Here is a 17273-nt window from a genome sequence, read left to right as displayed (position 1 = left end):
GGCGCTTACCGCAAGGAAAGCGCCGGCTTTTCCATATTTTGGCCGCGGTATTCGCGTGTGATAGCTTTGATCTTTCGGGGCGATGCGGTTTGCTTGATATGAGCTTTGTGACGATTTCGATTTCGGGCCGGAAGCGCCCCATGCTGCGGCATGCCCTGCTTGCCGGCTTTTCGCTGCTGACGATCGGGCTGATCCAGCCCGCCGCGGCGCAGGACGCGGCCGATCTCGTGGTGCGCACGAGCCGCCTCGAGAACCAGCTGCGCCAGCTCTCCGGCCAGATCGAGCAATTGCAGTTCGAGAACAGGCGCCTGACGGAGCAGTTGCGGAAATTCCAGGAGGACGTCGATTTCCGCCTCTCCGAGCGCGGCGGCCAGCGTGGCGGCGCCGCTCCGGCGCCACAGGCGACCCGTCCGGCCAATCCTCCGGCTGCTCCCGCCACTCCCGGCCGCGAGCGCCGCGGCGATGCTTTCGATCCTGCTGCTCAGCCGGGGGCTGCGGGTGGGCCTCGCCAGCTCGGCCAGATCATCGACGAAGAGTTCGCCGGCGACCCGGGGCAAGGCCCCATGGATCTGTCCAGCGTGGGGCGCCCCGTGCCGAATGGCGCATTGCCGCCGGCCGCACCGCGCGGCCCGAGCGTCGCCGCGACCGGGCAGGCGGGCAGTCCGCGCGAGCTCTACGACCTCGCCTATGCTCATGTGCTGCGCAAGGAATACGAGCGCGCCGAGATGAGCTTCCGCGAGTTCCTGCAGAGCTATCCACGGGACCGGCTGGCACCGGATGCGACGTTCTGGCTTGGCGAGAGCTACTTCCAGCGCCAGCGCTATCGCGAGGCGGCTGAGCAGTTCCTCAAGATCTCGCGCGACTATCCGAAGGCAGGCAAGGGTCCGGACAGCCTGCTCAAGCTCGGCATGTCCCTGAACGGGCTGGGCGCCCGCGATCAGGCCTGCGCCACCTACGCCAAGGTCGGCGTCGATTATCCCAGCGCTTCGAACGCGGTGCGCCAGGGTGTCGAGCGCGAGCAGCGGCGCGCCCGCTGCGCTTGACCGCGGCGCCCGCAGCCACACCTGAAGCCGAGCCCCTGACGGCGGCGGAGGCTGCTGTCCTGTTTCGCTCGCTCGCGAGCGAGGACGCGCTGATCGTCGCCGTATCCGGTGGACCCGATTCCGTCGCTCTCCTCGCCATGCTGGCCGAGTGGGCCGGGCAGGGGCGTCCGCTGCTCCTTGCAGTCACCGTCGATCACGGCCTACGCGCCGAGGCGGCGCAGGAGGCGCTGATGGTCGGCGAACTCTGCGCCGGGCTCGGCGTCGAGCACCGGACGAAGCGCTGGCTGGGCCACAAGCCGCAGACTGCAGTGCAGGAGAAGGCGCGGGCCGCACGCTATGCCTTGCTGGCGGAGGAGGCGAGGGCGTTCGGCGCCACGGCGATCGTCACCGCCCATACCCTCGACGATCAGGCCGAGACCTTGCTGATGCGCATGGCCGCCGGCTCCGGGCTTGCCGGTCTTGCAGGGATGGCGCCGCGCAGCGCGGCAAATGGGATCGTGCTGGCACGGCCACTGCTCGGTATCGGAAAATCCAGGCTCGTCGCGACCTGCGCGGCGCGCAAGCTCTCTTTCGTGCGCGATCCGTCCAATGATGACCCGCGCTTTACCCGCATTCGTTGGCGCAGCCTGTTGCCGGACCTGGCAGGGGCCGGGTTGACCGCCGGGCGGCTCGGCCAACTCGCCGGCCGCCTGGCGCGCGCCGACGAGGCTCTGGACAGGTTGGCGGTCCGAGCCCTGGCGGCTTTGCCTGCCGGCGATGAGGCAGGAAGGCATTGGCTCGATTTCGCGCGGCTTTGCCAGGAGCCCGAGGAGATCGTCATCCGAGGTCTCGCGCTTGCGATCGCCGCGGCGCAGGACCGCACTGCGGGTGCCGACGTGCCGCTGCGGCTGGCACGGCTCGAGGATTGCGGTCAGGCCCTGATGGCGGCCGTCCGTGAAGGCAGGGCGCTGCGGCGTACACTCGGCGGCTTCCGCCTGTCGCTCGCCGGAGACGGGGTTTTGACCCTCGCGCGTGAAGGCGGGAGGCGCCGAGGCGTTCACCCTGCGACGGTATAACCCTAAGAAGGGCGAGGCTTCCCTTGGCAAGGGGGCATGGCGGCCCTAGATTAGACAGCGAAAACCACAGGCTCGCGCGGCAACCCCGCCGGCGAGCGGATCGGAACCCTGATGAATCCGAATTTCCGCAATTTCGCCCTCTGGGTGGTGATCTTCCTGCTGGTTCTGGCGCTGGTCACCCTGTTCCAGAGCCCGAGCCAGCGCGCCAGCACCAACGAAATTCCCTATAGCCAGCTGATCAACGAGTCCGAGGCCGGCCGTATCGCGAATGTCGTGGTTGCCGGACAGGAGATCACCGGCACCTTCTCCGATGGACGCAGCTTCGTCACCTACGCCCCCTATGGCGACCCGGCCCTGCTGAAGACGCTGGCGCAGAAGGGCGTGCAGGTTTCGGCGCGCGCCCCGTCAGAGGGCACGCCCTGGTTCATGGCGCTGCTGGTCAATTCGCTGCCCTTCGTGATCTTCATCGGCCTGTGGATCTTCATGTCCCGCCAGATGCAGAACGGCGCCGGCCGGGCGATGGGCTTCGGCAAGTCAAAGGCGAAGCTCCTCACCGAGGCGCATGGCCGCGTCACCTTCGAGGACGTCGCCGGCATCGACGAGGCCAAGGAAGACCTGCAGGAAATCGTCGAGTTCCTGCGCGATCCCCAGAAGTTCCAGCGCCTCGGCGGCCGCATCCCGCGCGGCGTGCTGCTGGTCGGCCCTCCCGGCACCGGCAAGACCTTGACGGCACGCGCCGTCGCCGGCGAGGCGAACGTGCCGTTCTTCACGATCTCGGGCTCTGACTTCGTCGAGATGTTCGTCGGCGTCGGCGCCAGCCGCGTGCGCGACATGTTCGAGCAGGCCAAGAAGAACGCGCCCTGCATCATCTTCATCGACGAGATCGACGCGGTCGGCCGTCATCGCGGCGCCGGCCTCGGCGGCGGCAATGACGAGCGCGAGCAGACCCTGAACCAGCTGCTGGTCGAGATGGACGGCTTCGAGCCGAACGAGGGCGTGATCATCATCGCCGCGACCAACCGTCCCGACGTGCTCGACCCGGCGCTGCTGCGCCCCGGCCGCTTCGATCGGCAGATCGTCGTGCCGAATCCGGACGTTGCCGGCCGCGAGAAGATCCTGCGCGTGCATGTGCGCAAGGTTCCGCTCGCGCCGGATGTCGACCTCAAGGTGCTGGCCCGCGGCACGCCCGGCTTCTCTGGCGCCGACCTGATGAACCTCGTCAACGAGGCTGCCCTGCTCGCTGCCCGCCGCGGCAAGCGCATGGTGACGCATCTCGAGTTCGAGGACGCCAAGGACAAGGTCATGATGGGCGCCGAGCGCAAATCGATGGCGATGTCCGAGGAGGAGAAGAAGCTCACCGCCTATCACGAGGCGGGCCATGCCATCGTCGGCCTCTACGTGCCGGCCGGCATCCCGGTCCACAAGGCGACGATCATCCCGCGCGGCCGTGCGCTCGGCATGGTCAAGTTCCTGCCCGAGGGCGACCGCTATTCGATGAAGTTCAAGGAGTTCACCTCGCAGCTCGCGGTCGCCATGGGCGGGCGCGTGGCGGAGGAGATCACCTTCGGCAAGGAGAACATCACCTCCGGCGCTACCGGCGACATCCAGCAGGCGACCAAGATGGCGCGCGCCATGGTCACCCAGATGGGCTATTCGGACGAGCTCGGCCTGGTCGCCTATGGCGACAATCAGGAGGAGGTCTTCCTCGGCATGTCGATGGGCCGCCAGCAGAACCTCTCCGAGGCGACCGCGCAGAAGATCGACAGCGAGGTGCGCCGGCTGGTCCACCAGGGCTATGTCGACGCCAAGGAGATTCTCAGCAAGCACCATGACGAGTTCGTCGCGGTGGCCGAGGCGCTGCTCGAATACGAGACGCTGACGGGCGACGAGATCCGCGACCTGATCGCCGGCAAGCGCCCCTCGCGCGATGCCGACGACACGCCGCACGCCCCGCGCGGCTCGGCTGTGCCGAGCGCCGGCAAGGGCCGCAAGCGTGACGAGCCCGACGCCGGGCTGGAGCCGCAGCCGCAGGCCTGAGCGTAACAATCAGATCATGAGATCATAAGCCGCGCCCCAAAAGGGCGCGGTTTTTGATTCTGGGTTCCTGACCGCAGCATCAAAATCGGTGATTCGTGATCAGCGAGCAGGCTGCTTGGATCGACAGGCACTCTTACTTTTGGGAATGGAAAATAACGCGCTGCAAACAGTAAACGACCATCTGAAAGGGGATTGCCGAAATCCCTGCTCGACCGCAGATTGCAACATGCGGCTTGGGGTACGCAGATGGTGCGCAAGGCAGTCGACGGGATCGGCAGTCTGAACGTGGCCGAGAAGCGCCTAGTCGCGGCCGCCAAGGCGGGCGCGGTGTTGGACCTCGCTGCTGAAGATGCCGTGCGGGCGGGAGTGATCCGCGCACTCGTCTGTGCCGAGAGGCCTGACTGGCCAGTGGCCCCGGAGGGCGTGCGGTTCTCGGGCGGTCGCGTCGAGGGGCGCATTCATCTGGCTGATCGCGAGATTGCGCGGCCGCTTTGGCTGATTGGTTGCGCGATTCCAAGCGGAATAGATATCAGTGATGCTCGAACGCGCGCCCTGAATTTCCAAGATGCCGCTATTGGTGATGGCGAGGGTGGTGCCCTCTTTGCACAGGGCGTTCATATCCAGGGTGAGCTGGTACTCGATGGAGCCCGCGTCAACGGCGAGTTTTGCATCTCCGACGCGACGATCACGAGACAGTTCAGCGCCGACCGGGCTCGCTTCGCAAACGCAGGCGGCGATGCTTTGGCGGCCAGCGGCATGTCATGCGCAGGCGTATCGCTTGACGACGTCTTCGTCGAAGGCGGTGTTAATCTCGCCAGCGCGACGATCGCCGGCCAATTCAGCGCCAACCGGGCCCGCTTCACGAACGAGGGCGGCGATGCCCTGATGACAAAAAGCATGTCATGCGCTGGCGCCTTCCTCAATGAGGCCGTCGTCGAGGGCCGTTTCAATATCGCCGGCGCGACTATGGCGGGCCAATTCAAAGCCAAGCGGACTCGCTTCATCAATGCGGGCGGAGACGCCCTGGTGGCGCACGGCCTGTCATGTGCTAGCGCGCATTTCGACAATGCAGTCGTCGAAGGCCTTTTTAACATCGCCAGCGCGACGATCACGGGACAGTTCAATGCCAACGGGGCCCGCTTTGCCAACGCAGGCGGCGATGCCGTGATGGCACAAGGCATGTCGTGCGCCGATGCGTTCCTCGATGATGCCGTCGTGGAGGGCTGCTTCAATATTGTTAGCGCGACGATCGCCGGACAGTTCAACGCTGACCGTACTCGCTTTACCAACGCAGGCGGCGATGCTTTTGCAGCACAAGATATGTCGTGCATCGATGCCTTTCTCGATGACGCGGCTTTCGAAGGTTGCTTCAACATCGTCAGCGCGACGATTTCGGGGGAACTCACGGCCTCTGGCACTCGATTTGCCAACGCAAATGGCATTGCGATCGCAGCCAACAATGCGCGTTTCGGCTCCGTATTCATGCGCCTGTCAAATGCCGATGATGGTTCCTCAGGAAGGACGTCAGTTATCGGGACAATGGATTTGATGCTCGCCCGGATCGACTACGATCTGGACATCAAGGGTGCGAGGCTGAGTGCTGGACACCATGCTGCTATCGTAGGGCGGGGGCTGCGCATCGCAGGAACCTTGTTCATCGAATCTGATGCCGTCATCGATGGCGCCGCAATCTTCTGCGAGTCAGACCTCGGCCGGGTTCGCATCACGAACAGCCGCCTTTGCGCCGCTGTACCAGCGCGGGCACGGGCTCTTGATCAGAACCCTCTCCCGGCCATCTCGACCGCACCGGAAGAGTTTTCGACGTTGAGATGGGCCTATCACACACTCGACCTGAGCGAGGCCAAGATCGGCCAACTCATCCTGCCCGCAACAGTCGATTCACGGCCGATCGGTATTATCGATCTGTCGCGTGCGAAAGTCGGCACGCTGACGGACTTCCGGACGACCTGGCCTGCGCCAATTGATAGGTCGGCGAAGTGCTGCGAGGGACGCCTCCGCGACGCGGGCGGCGCCGACGCCGACCATCTCGTCCTTGATGGTTTCGAGTACGAGCATTTGGACAACCCCGACGGCTGCTACGGACCGAGGGATGGTTCGGCCGAATCGATCGTGGCTGCACGCAAACGCTGGCTGATGGCGCAGTCGCGCGGTGACCTGTTCGAGAGCTTCCGGCCGCAGCCCTGGCGGCAGCTCGCCAAGGTACTGGCGGCGCATGGGCATGAGGAGGAGGCGCGCGAGATTGCAATCGAGCGCCGCGTCATGCAGCGCCTCGCCAGCGACATGCCCTGGTTTCGCCGTGCCGTCAGCAGCACGCTGCACTTCCTGGCCGATTACGGCTTCAATCCCTGGAAGACCGTGGCCTGGTCCGGCATGGTGATCCTGATCTTCGCCGCGCTCTATGGTGGTGCGGCTCTGGCCTATTGCGATGGCAAGCCATTATGTGCCGACGAGCGCGTCTTCGTGCGCGTGCTCGCCGCCGATTTCGTGCCGGCCGAGAGCGACAAGGCCCAGGCCGCGCTGACGCTCTACAAGAACTATCCGCGGTTCGACCCGTTGCTCTACTCGTTCGACACGTTCCTGCCGCTGCTCGATGCCGGGTCGGAGAAGTACTGGCGGGTCAATTCCCGCACTGTCCTTGGCAAGGTGCTGTATTATCTGACCGTGCTGGAGCAGATCGTCGGCGCCTTGCTGGTGTCGCTGATCGTCACCGGATTCACAGGGCTTTTGACCCGCGACGAGAAATGAGCTGCCTGCCGTCTATGATTTGTCATAAATCGTGACGAGGCGAAAATCAGCACCGGCTATAAAACGCGCCGGACCGGGCCGTCTGGCCCGCAGTGAACAGGTCGACCATGACACGCAAATACTTCGGCACGGATGGCATCCGCGGACGCGCCAACGGCGTCATCACGCCTGACCTCGCCATGCGTGTCGGCCAGGCCACCGGCATCGCCTTCCGCCGCGGCGACCACCGTCACCGCGTGGTGATCGGCAAGGATACCCGGCTCTCCGGCTACATGATCGAGACTGCACTGATCGCCGGCTTTACGTCGGTCGGCATGGACGTGCTGCAGCTCGGCCCGATGCCGACGCCGGCGGTGGCGATGCTGACCCGCTCGATGCGGGCCGATCTCGGCGTGATGATCTCGGCCTCGCACAACCCCTACGAGGACAACGGCATCAAGCTGTTCGGGCCGGATGGCTACAAGCTCAATGACGAGGTCGAGGCAGAGATCACCCGGCTGATCGATTCCGATCTCGGCAAGCAGCTCTCCTCCTCGGCGATGCTCGGCCGGGCCAAGCGCATCGACAGCGCCCATGCCCGCTATATCGAATTCGCCAAGCGGACCTTGCCGCGCAATCTCGGCCTGGATGGCCTGCGCATCGTGCTCGATTGCGCCAATGGCGCCGCCTACAAGGTCGCGCCCGAGGCGCTGTGGGAACTGGGCGCCGAGGTCATCACCATCGGCGACGAGCCGGACGGCTTCAACATCAACAAGGATGTCGGCTCGACCAAGCCCGCGGCTCTCAGCCAGAAGGTGCGCGAGCTGCGCGCCGATCTCGGCATCGCGCTCGACGGCGACGCCGATCGCGTCCTGATCGTCGACGAGCAGGGCCAGGTCGTCGATGGCGACCAGCTGATGGGCGTGATCGCGCGCAGCTGGCAGGAAGACGGGCGTCTGGCCGCGCCCGGCATCGTTGCGACCGTCATGTCCAATCTCGGCCTCGAGCGCTATCTGGCGGGGCTTGGCCTGTCGCTGGCGCGCACCGCGGTCGGCGACCGCTATGTGCTGGAGCACATGCGCGCCAATGGCTTCAATCTCGGCGGCGAGCAGTCCGGCCACATCATCCTCTCCGACTACGGCACGACCGGCGACGGCCTGGTCGCGGCGCTGCAGCTCCTCGCCGTGGTCAAGCGGCAGGAGAAGCCGGTCTCCGAGGTCTGTCATTGTTTCGAGCCGTTGCCGCAGATCCTCAAGAACGTCCGCTACAAGCAGGGCCGCCCGCTGGAGGAGAAGCCGGTCGTCAGCGCGATCAAGGCGGCCGAGCAGTTGCTCGGTGAAAGCGGGCGCCTGGTGATCCGCCCGTCCGGCACCGAGCCGGTGATCCGCGTCATGGCCGAGGGCGATGATCGCGATCTCGTCATGCGGGTGGTCGACGAGGTGGTCGAGGCGGTCACGAAGGCAGCGGCCTGAACCCCACTGCAGCTTCCGAGTGCGGCGAGGGCCGTCGATACCGATGCGCCTGCTCCTGCCAATGTCTTCGCAGAAGCAGGCCGCTGGCCCAATCCGGCTCTTTACGGTTCGATAGCGTTAGTTTTTAAGGTTAAGTCTCGTTTAAGAAATCCGTGGCAAGGTTTCCCCATCGGTAACTCGCGTGCGCTTGAGTCCAGCTGCGCGCAAACTCGAAGGGACCTGCCATGGGCAGCCTGAAAACCCTTGCGCTTGCAGGCGCCATGGCCGTGAGCGCCTCAGCCATCGCCCAGGCAGCAGATTTTCCGATGGCCCAGCCCGCGCCCCCGCCGCCGCCGGAACTGCGCGGCACGATCTCGTCGGGCATCTATCTGCGCGGCGATATCGGCGTCGGCGTCACCAATTACGGCGACTACAGCCAGCCGGAAGTCAGCCAGTTCGGCGGAAGCTTCGTCACCAAGGAAGACCGATCCAACTCCTACTTCGCCGGCGCAGGTATCGGCTATCGCTTCAACAACTGGTTCCGCGTCGACGGCACGCTGGAATACCGCGGCGGTGCCACGATCGGCGCTACCGACGTGGTGTTCAATCCCTTCATCGGTGGCAACCAGACGAACACCTACAAGGGCAACCTGTCCTCGATCGTCGCGCTGTTCAACGCCTATGTCGATCTGGGCACCTGGAACTGCCTGACGCCCTATATCGGCGCCGGTATCGGCTATGCGACCAACCGCATCAACGGCCTGACCGACCAGGGCCTGCAGTTCAACGGCACCGGCACTCTGGGTACGGCCGGCAATGGCGACAAGTCGGGCATGGCCTGGGCGCTGATGGCCGGCGTCGGCTACGAGGTGAACAAGAATCTCACGCTCGAAATCGGCTATCGCTATCTCAATCTCGGCGATGCCCAGTCGGGCCGCATCCGCAACGCCTTCCTGAACGAGACCTACTCGCCGCTGAAGGTCAAGGATATCGACAGCCACGATTTCCGCATCGGCATGCGCTGGAACTTCGGCGACCCGGATTGCTGCGGCCCGGTCGAGCGCCCGGTCACCTACGCGCCGGCCCCGGTCGTCCGCAAGTACTGAGCGGCACGGCCGCCTTGGCGGTTGTCTTTGCGGCGCGGTCCTTCGACCGCGCCGTTTAATTTTTTTGACCGCCGGGCGCCGCGTGCCGGCTTCCCGATGTCCGACTCGCGAGCATGCGGCGGAAGGGCGGCCAGCGATTTCCTGCCAAGCCTATGCGCTGGCAATGGATGGAACGCTGCAATGCCGGCGAACAATGTTACCTTGGGTTAAGCCCAGCGAAAGACTGCTCGGCCTGGGGCCGGCCAATTCACGAGCGCTTAAGCCACTCTCGTTTCCCTAGCGGCAGTAAGCTGGGGAACACCGCAAATGACGTTCGGCCTTCTGGCTCGGCCAGTCCTCGTGCTTGCCGCGATCGTATCCTGCTGGAACGCTCCAGCCTCGGCGAACGAGGCCCTGCCGCAACCGGGCGCCGCTTCGGTCTGCGACAGCTCCGACGACGCGCCGACCGACGCCTTCGGCTTCACCGACAGCTCGGGCATCGCCGATCTCGGCGGTGGCAGCCTCGGGCTGACATTGGGCGGCAATGCCGGGGTTCGCGAGGGGCGCTCGCGCAGCCGGGGCGCCACCCTGACCGGTTCCTACGGGCTTCTGCCTTGCCTCGAGATCGGCGCCTCGCTGTTCGGCGGCACGACACGCTCCGTCATCGCGCGTGACAGGCTCAAGGACAGGAGCCATGGCGCTGGCCTGGAAATGCGCTACCGCCTGCTCAACCACAGCCAGCATGGCTTCGGTCTGACGCTCGGCATGGATGTCGGCGCCGAACGCAACGACGACAAGCAGACTGGCCGCTTCGACAGCTACAATACCGGGTTCCGGGCGCTCGCAGACCGCGTCCTGATCCCCGAGACGCTCTACGCGGCCCTCAACGTCTCCCACAACATGGTCTGGAACGGGACCGAGCCCTTCTCACGCTCTTCGACCTTCGCGGTCGGCGCAGCCCTGGCCTGGCAGTTCACTGACGGCATCTTCTTGAGCGGCGAGGTCCGGCACCTGCGCCAGCAGAATTCGCTCGGCTTCGGCAACCATGCCGGCCACGCCACCTTCGTCGGGCCGGGCGTCTACTGGCAGGCGACCGAGCGGCTGGCACTGTCGATCGCCTATAATGTCCAGGTCACCGGCCATGAGCGCGGTCGCCATGGTCCGCTCGACCTGACCAATTTCAGCCGGCATCTCGTTCAGGTCGATATCGGCTGGACGTTCTAGGCCGCGTCCGGCGTGGTGCGTTGACATCGTCCTCCGCGCCGCCCTAGAACTGGGAAAATAATACTCTACCCCAGTATCAAGCGCATGCCGCATACCCCTGAAGAAAAGAAGCGCGCCGTCACGCGCCTGCGCCGCATTCGCGGGCAGGCCGATGCCCTGATCCTCGCGGTCGAACGCGGCGAGGACTGCGGCGCGCTGCTGCAGCAGCTCTCGGCGCTGCGCGGCGCAGCGACCGGGCTGATGGCGGAGGTGCTGGAAAGCCATCTGCGCGAGACGATGCTGGCGGGTTCCTCGACAGGCGCGCCGCAGCCGAGTGAAGCGGACGAGATCGCGCGCACCATGCGCGTCGTCCGCACCTATCTCAAATGATCCCCGTGATACCATCAGAAGGAAGCGCCCGATGAAGACACGTGCCGCCGTGGCCTGGGAGGCCGGCAAGCCGCTGACGATCGAGACCATCGAGATCGGCGGACCGAAGGCCGGCGAGGTGCTGGTCGAGGTGATGGCGACCGGTATCTGCCATACCGACGCCTATACGCTGTCGGGCCTGGATTCCGAGGGTAAGTTCCCGGCGATCCTCGGCCATGAGGGCGCCGGCATCGTGCGCGAGGTCGGCGCCGGAGTGACGACGCTGAAGCCTGGCGACCATGTCATCCCGCTCTACACGCCGGAATGCCGCAGCTGTAAGTCCTGCCTGTCGCGCCGGACCAATCTCTGCACTTCGATCCGCGCCACGCAGGGACAGGGGCTCATGCCGGACGGCACCTCGCGCTTCTCCTGCGATGGCGGCGAGGTCTTTCACTATATGGGCTGCTCGACCTTCGCGAACTTCACCGTTCTGCCCGAGATCGCGCTCGCCAAGGTCCGCGAGGACGCGCCCTTCGACAAGATCTGCTATATCGGCTGCGGCGTGACGACCGGCATCGGCGCGGTGATCTACACCGCCAAGGTCTGGCCGGGCGCGAACGTCGTCGTCTTCGGCCTCGGCGGCATCGGCCTCAACGTCATCCAGGGCGCACGTATGGTCGGCGCCGACAAGATCATCGGCGTCGACATCAACCCGGCCAAGCGGGCGATGGCCGAGAAATTCGGCATGACCGATTTCATCAACCCGGCCGAGATCGGCAACGACAAGGTGGTGCAGGCGATTGTCGACCTCACTGGCGGCGGCGCCGACTTCTCCTTCGATGCGACCGGCAACACCAATGTGATGCGCCAGGCGCTGGAGTGCTGCCATCGCGGCTGGGGCGAGTCGATCATCATCGGCGTCGCCGAGGCCGGCAAGGAGATCGCGACCCGGCCGTTCCAGCTCGTCACCGGCCGCGTCTGGAAGGGCACGGCCTTCGGCGGGGCAAGGGGCCGCACCGACGTGCCGAAGATCGTCGACTGGTACATGGAGGGGAAGATCAACATCGACGATCTGATCACCCACAAGCTCTCGCTCGACGAGATCAACCACGGCTTCGACCTGATGCACGAGGGCAAGTCGATCCGCTCGGTCGTCGTCTACTGACGCCGAACCATCGTTCCCCGGGAACGCCTGCACGCGATCTGTGTTGATCGGTGCAGGCGATCCAAAGGGGACGGTCATGACAGCCAAAGCCGCAGGGCTCGACAAGCGCTCCCTCTTCACCCGGCTGTCGCAGGCGACGGCGCATTGGGCCGGCAAGCCGCAGACCTTCTTCATCGCGCTCGCCATCATCGTCGTCTGGGCGGCCTCGGGTCCGTTTTTCGGCTTCAACGACACCTGGCAACTGGTGATCAATACCTCGACGACGATCGTCACCTTCCTGATGGTGTTCATCATCCAGAACAGCCAGAACCGCGACACGGCGGCGATGCAGATCAAGCTCGATGAGCTGATCAACAAGCTCGAAGGCGCGCGCGAGGAACTGCTCGATCTCGAGGAACTCGACGAGGACAAACTCGAGGAAATGCGGGCCGAGTTCGAGGAGCTGGCGCGCAAGGCGCGAGCCGCTCGCGACGGCCGCTCCGGCTGATATCGGTCGACGAGCGGCCGCAAGCTTACCCAACTGGACGCCGGCAGGCGTGACGCTATCTTTCCCTTGCGCGATGTAGCGCGAATCTGCCGGAGACGGATGCCATGCGGGGGGCTGGTTGGCGCAGGCTTGGTCTGGCCGTGCTGGCCTGTGTCGTCGCGAGCGAACCCGCCGGCGCGGCCGAGCCGTTGCTCGATGTCCAGGATGTCGCCACGCTGCGCCGCCTCGAAGCCACGGGCTATGCGCTGTCCGACGTCCTTGGCAGCGGGCGAGCCGGCAGCACGTCTGATCTCGCCAAGAGCAGTCCCGCCTTTCGCACCATCGCCGGCCAGGTCGGCGAGGACGTCAGCGCGCTGCGCGCCGAAATGCTGGCCAATGGCCGCAGGCTCTACGAGGTCACCGATGGCAATGTCGGCCGGGTCATCGACCTGCGCTGGCTGCGCTCCCCGATCGCGCGCTTCCAGCTGACCGCGGTGGTCAACCGGCTCGACCGGCAGGATTTTGCCGCGCTGTCCGGCGAGAGCGGCTGCGGCGAGGTCCGGCTGATCTACCGGCTCGCCTATGCCTTCGACGATGCGAAACTGAAGCGCCGGCTGGCTTCGCGTTTGCCGTTCACGCTCAACGCGGTCTTCAGCGTCAAAGCGGGCGAGGGCGGCTCCTGCCGTGAGGCCGCGCTAGCCTGGTCGATCGCGCCCGGCGGCGATCCGGCCATGTTGGCGCGACAGCTTGCCGATGGGCCACTGGCGAAGCAGCGCCTCAGCCTCAAGCAAATCGAGGTCAACGCCCAGATCGTGCGTTTCCCGTCCGGGATGGAAACCGAGTTCGGCGGGCAGGCGGCCTATTTGCAGCGCATCTTTGCGGCCTCCACAGGCGAAGGCGGCCTCACGCTCAAGCCCAAGCCGCTGGAGAACACGCCGGATACGGCGCGGCTGAAGAGCGACGCCGCGCTCCGGCAGGAGCTGATCGACTATGTCAGGAGCAATATCCCGGCGATCGACCAAGGCGTCTACCAACTGCCCGAGCGCTTCCTGGCGACGAAGGCGATTTCCTATTCGACCTTCGGCAGCGCCCGATTGGCCAACCACCCCTTCACCGAGGCCTTGCCGGCGAGCGCGCTGACGGGGCTCGATTTTCGCGCGACCCGGCTGGTGCGCAATGAGAAGGCCCTGCTGGAGCGGCTCGACAACGGCTCCTGCATGGGCTGCCATCAGGCTGGCGCCACCGCGGGCTTCCATATGTTCGGGCTCGATGACGGCTCGACTTCGGCGCTGAACCGGATCAAGACCGGCATCTCCCCGCACTTTTACGCCGAAGGCTTCCGTCGTGCGGCCTATGTCGCAGCCGTCGCTGATGGCGCCGAGCCGGAGCTCTACCGCCCGCCATCCTTCGCGCCGCCGGCGACCTGGCAGAAGGAGCGAAGCTTCGCCTATCGAGCGGCCGCGTTGACCATGCCCTGCCTGACGGGCGAGAGCGCGAAAGCTTTTGGGGAGGGCTGGGGCTGCGCGGCGGGCTCGGCCTGCAAGCCGCTGGTCGAGAGCAAGGCAGTTGGGATCGAGTTCGGCCAGTGCGTCAGGCTCGACGAGGCCCGCAACTTCTCCGGCCAGCCCTGCCTGACCGGCGCGATCGCCACCGCTGTCGGCAAGCCCTATCTCGACCGTTATCGCAAGACCGGGCAGTTCGGCGCCTTCGCCACCGGCTTCTCGCAGACCGCCTTCAATTGCCGGCCGGCCAAGATCGGCGTTCCCGCCGGGATGGCCTATCGCCAGTGCACGCCGGCCGATCGGGCTTTCGCAGGCTTTGCCAATGGCAAGGTGCCGGACGAGATCTGCGGGCTCGCCGGCGGCAAGGCCTTCGACGATTGCGTCGCGACCAACCGTTTCGAGGATTGCCTGTCGAAAGCGGTGACGCGCGGCAATCGCGGCACCTGCGGCGCCACCAGCTTCTGCCGCGAGGACTATATGTGCCAGGCGATCCCTGACGACGTACCGGGCGCGACCACGACGGTCAGGGATTATGGCTTCTGCTCGCCGACCTATTTCCTGTTCCAGATGCGGATCGACGGCCATCCTGATCCGCAGGCGCGGCTGTAGCCTTCAGGCTGCCAGTACGAAGTCGAAGCGGCCGAGCTGGCCGCCTTCGGCGGGGCGGAGAGTCATCAGCAGCTTCTGGTCGAACAGGCCGTCGCGGCGATTGCCGGGCTCGTCCGGGAAATAGAGTTGGGTGGTGAGCACTGGGCTCTGCCCGCCCGCTCGCACCTTCACATGGAGATGGCGGGTGCGGCCGGTGTAGAGCCCGGGCGCGCGGGTGATGAGCTGATAGCGCCCCTGCTGGTCGGCGAAGAGATGGCCGCGGAAGCGGAAGCCGCGATTGTCATACTGCCCGGACGTATCGGCATGCCAGAAATCAAGCAATGCGCCGGGGACCGGCCGGCATTGCCGGGTCAGCACGAAGCCGCTGAGCACCAGCAGCGTACCGCTGCCGTCGCCCCGCAGATCGGCGCGTTGTGGCGAGGACGGGGTGAAATAGGGGCCTTCGGTCTGGCGTGGCGTTGCGGCCGCATGTCCCTCGCAGGCCGGCGTCGCTGGCAATTCGGCGCCTTGCGCGAACGCCTCGGCCGGGAGGGTAAGGCTTGCGAAGCCTGCAGCCGAGAGGCTGGCGAGCAGGTCCCGCCGGCTTGGAGCATCTGACATCGCTTTCCTCCTCGCGCCTTGCGGCATCGGCTTTCATGCCACGCCTGCGATGTCGGATTTCGGGCAAAGACGGTGCCTCGCCGAACTGTGATGGCGGCGGAGGCCGGCTCAAGTCTCCTGTGGGCACATTGCGCCCATGTGCCGGCGCGCTGGCGATTGCCGACGCTTTTTGGCAGAAATCCGCCCGCGAGGAATCGGCCGGCACAGGCGTTCCGTTCGACGAGACGGTGAGGGGACGGCATGTCGACCGATATCGAGATCGCCCGCGCGGCGGAGCTGAGGGCCATCGGCGTCGTTGCCGAGGAAGCCGGCATCCCCGATGCGGCGCTTCACCCCTTTGGCAAGTACATCGCCAAGGTCGACACCAGCGCGATCCTGGACTTCGCCGAGAAGCCCGATGGCAAGCTCATCCTCGTCACCGCGATCAGCCCGACGCCGGCCGGCGAGGGCAAGACCACGACGACGGTCGGCCTCGGTGACGGGCTGCGGCGCCTCGGCAAGCGCACCATGATCGCGCTGCGCGAGCCCTCGCTCGGCCCCTGCTTCGGCCAGAAGGGCGGGGCGGCCGGCGGCGGCTATGCCCAGGTCGTGCCGATGGAGCAGATCAACCTGCACTTCACCGGCGATTTCCACGCCATCACCAGCGCCCATAATCTGCTGGCGGCGATGCTCGACAACCATGTCTACTGGGGCAATGGGCTCGATCTCGACGAGCGCCATGTCGCCTGGCGGCGCGTGGTCGACATGAACGACCGGGCGCTGCGCGCGATCGTCTCCTCGCTCGGCGGGGCAATGAACGGCTTCCCGCGCGAGGACGGCTTCGACATCACCGTCGCCTCCGAGGTGATGGCGATCTTCTGCCTTGCGACCGACCTCGCCGATCTGGAAGAGCGGCTCGGGCGCATCGTCATCGGTCGCACTCGCAGCAAGCGCCCGGTCACTGCGGCGGAGCTCAACGCCCAGGGCGCGATGACGGTGCTGCTGCGCGATGCGCTGATGCCCAACCTGGTGCAGACGCTGGAAGGCACGCCCGCCTTCGTCCATGGCGGGCCCTTCGCCAACATCGCCCATGGCTGCAATTCGGTGATCGCGACGCGCGCCGCGCTGAAGCTCGCCGACTATGTCGTGACCGAGGCCGGCTTCGGCGCCGATCTCGGGGCCGAGAAGTTCTTCGACATCAAGTGCCGCAAGGCCGGGCTGAAGCCCGATGTGGCCGTCGTGGTCGCGACCGTGCGCGCCCTCAAGATGCATGGCGGTGTCGCTCGCGACATGCTCGGTACGGAGAACCTGAAGGCGCTGGAGGCCGGGCTTTCAAACCTCGCTCGCCATGTCGAGAACGTCAGGAAGTTCGGCGTGCCGGCGATCGTCGCGATCAACAACTTCACCAGCGACACGCCGGCCGAGCACGCGCTGATCCAGAATTTCTGCCGCAACCATCTCGGTGTCGAGGCGGTGATCTGCCGGCACTGGGCCGAGGGCGGAGCCGGCACTGAAGAGCTCGCGATCAAGGTCGCGGCGCTGACCGACAGCGGCGAAGCCGATTTCGCGCCGCTCTATCCCGATGCGATGCCGCTGCGCCAGAAGCTCGAGAGGATCGCGCACGAGATCTATGGCGCCGCCGGGATCTCGATGGACGCCAAGGTCACGGCCCGCTTCGCCGAGCTCGAGGCGGCCGGCTATGGCAACCTGCCGGTCTGCGTGGCGAAGACGCAGTATTCCTTCTCGGCCGATCCGACCCTGCGCGGTGCACCCTCCGGCCACACCGTGCCGGTGCGCGAGCTTCGGCTCTCGGCGGGCGCGGGCTTCGTCGTCGCGATCTGCGGGGATATCATGACGATGCCCGGCCTGCCGCGGCAGCCGGCGGCGGAACGCATCTACATCGACGCGCACGGCCAGATCGAGGGGCTGTTCTAGCGCTCCCGGCGGGTGGCGCGCGCGCCCCA

At 66.0% G+C, this 17273-nt stretch carries 13 protein-coding genes; 12 read left to right on the top strand and 1 reads right to left on the bottom strand.

Annotation, left to right across the window (positions count from 1 at the left end; genetic code table 11):
• The first annotated feature begins 140 nt into the window (after nucleotides 1–140).
• From ybgF to ACWIGM_RS04535, 11 genes are all read left to right on the top strand, one after another.
• On the top strand, nucleotides 141–1043 hold the full coding sequence (ybgF, locus tag ACWIGM_RS04585) for a tol-pal system protein YbgF (RefSeq protein WP_454024733.1): 903 nt from the start codon (nucleotides 141–143) through the stop codon (nucleotides 1041–1043).
• Entirely contained in the window at nucleotides 1040–2098 is a 1059-nt protein-coding gene (tilS, locus tag ACWIGM_RS04580; RefSeq protein WP_454024732.1) for a tRNA lysidine(34) synthetase TilS, read from the top strand. The genes ybgF and tilS overlap by 4 nt, the downstream gene beginning before the upstream one ends.
• A gap of 111 nt (nucleotides 2099–2209) precedes the next feature.
• Entirely contained in the window at nucleotides 2210–4135 is a 1926-nt protein-coding gene (gene ftsH, locus ACWIGM_RS04575; protein WP_454024731.1) for an ATP-dependent zinc metalloprotease FtsH, read from the top strand.
• A gap of 192 nt (nucleotides 4136–4327) precedes the next feature.
• On the top strand, nucleotides 4328–6901 hold the full coding sequence (locus tag ACWIGM_RS04570) for a hypothetical protein (protein WP_454024730.1): 2574 nt from the start codon (nucleotides 4328–4330) through the stop codon (nucleotides 6899–6901).
• A 107-nt stretch (nucleotides 6902–7008) separates the two neighbouring features.
• Nucleotides 7009–8352 carry a phosphoglucosamine mutase gene (glmM, locus tag ACWIGM_RS04565; protein WP_454024729.1) on the top strand — a complete coding sequence of 448 codons (1344 nt, stop codon included), beginning with the start codon at nucleotides 7009–7011 and terminating at the stop codon, nucleotides 8350–8352.
• A 224-nt stretch (nucleotides 8353–8576) separates the two neighbouring features.
• Nucleotides 8577–9437, top strand: coding sequence for an outer membrane protein (locus ACWIGM_RS04560; protein ID WP_454024728.1), 861 nt, complete (start codon nucleotides 8577–8579; stop codon nucleotides 9435–9437).
• Nucleotides 9438–9743: 306 nt separating this feature from the next.
• Entirely contained in the window at nucleotides 9744–10640 is an 897-nt protein-coding gene (locus ACWIGM_RS04555) for a hypothetical protein (RefSeq protein WP_454024727.1), read from the top strand.
• Between the two features lie 84 nt (nucleotides 10641–10724).
• Nucleotides 10725–11009 carry a metal/formaldehyde-sensitive transcriptional repressor gene (locus ACWIGM_RS04550; RefSeq protein WP_454024726.1) on the top strand — a complete coding sequence of 95 codons (285 nt, stop codon included), beginning with the start codon at nucleotides 10725–10727 and terminating at the stop codon, nucleotides 11007–11009.
• A 31-nt stretch (nucleotides 11010–11040) separates the two neighbouring features.
• Nucleotides 11041–12153, top strand: coding sequence for an S-(hydroxymethyl)glutathione dehydrogenase/class III alcohol dehydrogenase (locus tag ACWIGM_RS04545; protein ID WP_091839044.1), 1113 nt, complete (start codon nucleotides 11041–11043; stop codon nucleotides 12151–12153).
• A 76-nt stretch (nucleotides 12154–12229) separates the two neighbouring features.
• A complete protein-coding gene (locus ACWIGM_RS04540; protein WP_454024725.1) occupies nucleotides 12230–12640 on the top strand; it encodes a low affinity iron permease family protein in 411 nt (136 codons plus the stop codon).
• A gap of 104 nt (nucleotides 12641–12744) precedes the next feature.
• On the top strand, nucleotides 12745–14730 hold the full coding sequence (locus ACWIGM_RS04535) for a hypothetical protein (RefSeq protein WP_454024724.1): 1986 nt from the start codon (nucleotides 12745–12747) through the stop codon (nucleotides 14728–14730).
• A 3-nt stretch (nucleotides 14731–14733) separates the two neighbouring features.
• Here the strand turns inward: ACWIGM_RS04535 and ACWIGM_RS04530 are convergent, their stop codons facing one another.
• On the bottom strand, nucleotides 14734–15330 hold the full coding sequence (locus tag ACWIGM_RS04530; protein ID WP_454024723.1) for a dioxygenase family protein: 597 nt from the start codon (nucleotides 15328–15330) through the stop codon (nucleotides 14734–14736).
• A gap of 240 nt (nucleotides 15331–15570) precedes the next feature.
• On the opposite strand from ACWIGM_RS04530, the gene ACWIGM_RS04525 reads away from it, so the two are divergent.
• A complete protein-coding gene (locus ACWIGM_RS04525; protein ID WP_454024722.1) occupies nucleotides 15571–17244 on the top strand; it encodes a formate--tetrahydrofolate ligase in 1674 nt (557 codons plus the stop codon).
• Nucleotides 17245–17273 lie beyond the last annotated feature (29 nt).

The sequence above is a fragment of the Allobosea sp. NPDC055332 genome, assembly GCF_053645455.1.
The sequence above is the reverse complement of the archived record's forward strand: the minus strand, read 5'-3'. Positions and strand labels throughout refer to the sequence as shown.

Coding starts and splice junctions, on each gene's coding strand:
- ybgF (WP_454024733.1), top strand. CDS start 141: ATGCTGCGGCATGCCCTGCTTGCCGGCTTTTCGCTGCTGACGATCGGG.
- ftsH (WP_454024731.1), top strand. CDS start 2,210: ATGAATCCGAATTTCCGCAATTTCGCCCTCTGGGTGGTGATCTTCCTG.
- glmM (WP_454024729.1), top strand. CDS start 7,009: ATGACACGCAAATACTTCGGCACGGATGGCATCCGCGGACGCGCCAAC.
- ACWIGM_RS04560 (WP_454024728.1), top strand. CDS start 8,577: ATGGGCAGCCTGAAAACCCTTGCGCTTGCAGGCGCCATGGCCGTGAGC.
- ACWIGM_RS04555 (WP_454024727.1), top strand. CDS start 9,744: ATGACGTTCGGCCTTCTGGCTCGGCCAGTCCTCGTGCTTGCCGCGATC.
- ACWIGM_RS04550 (WP_454024726.1), top strand. CDS start 10,725: ATGCCGCATACCCCTGAAGAAAAGAAGCGCGCCGTCACGCGCCTGCGC.
- ACWIGM_RS04545 (WP_091839044.1), top strand. CDS start 11,041: ATGAAGACACGTGCCGCCGTGGCCTGGGAGGCCGGCAAGCCGCTGACG.
- ACWIGM_RS04540 (WP_454024725.1), top strand. CDS start 12,230: ATGACAGCCAAAGCCGCAGGGCTCGACAAGCGCTCCCTCTTCACCCGG.
- ACWIGM_RS04535 (WP_454024724.1), top strand. CDS start 12,745: ATGCGGGGGGCTGGTTGGCGCAGGCTTGGTCTGGCCGTGCTGGCCTGT.
- ACWIGM_RS04530 (WP_454024723.1), bottom strand. CDS start 15,330: ATGTCAGATGCTCCAAGCCGGCGGGACCTGCTCGCCAGCCTCTCGGCT.
- ACWIGM_RS04525 (WP_454024722.1), top strand. CDS start 15,571: ATGTCGACCGATATCGAGATCGCCCGCGCGGCGGAGCTGAGGGCCATC.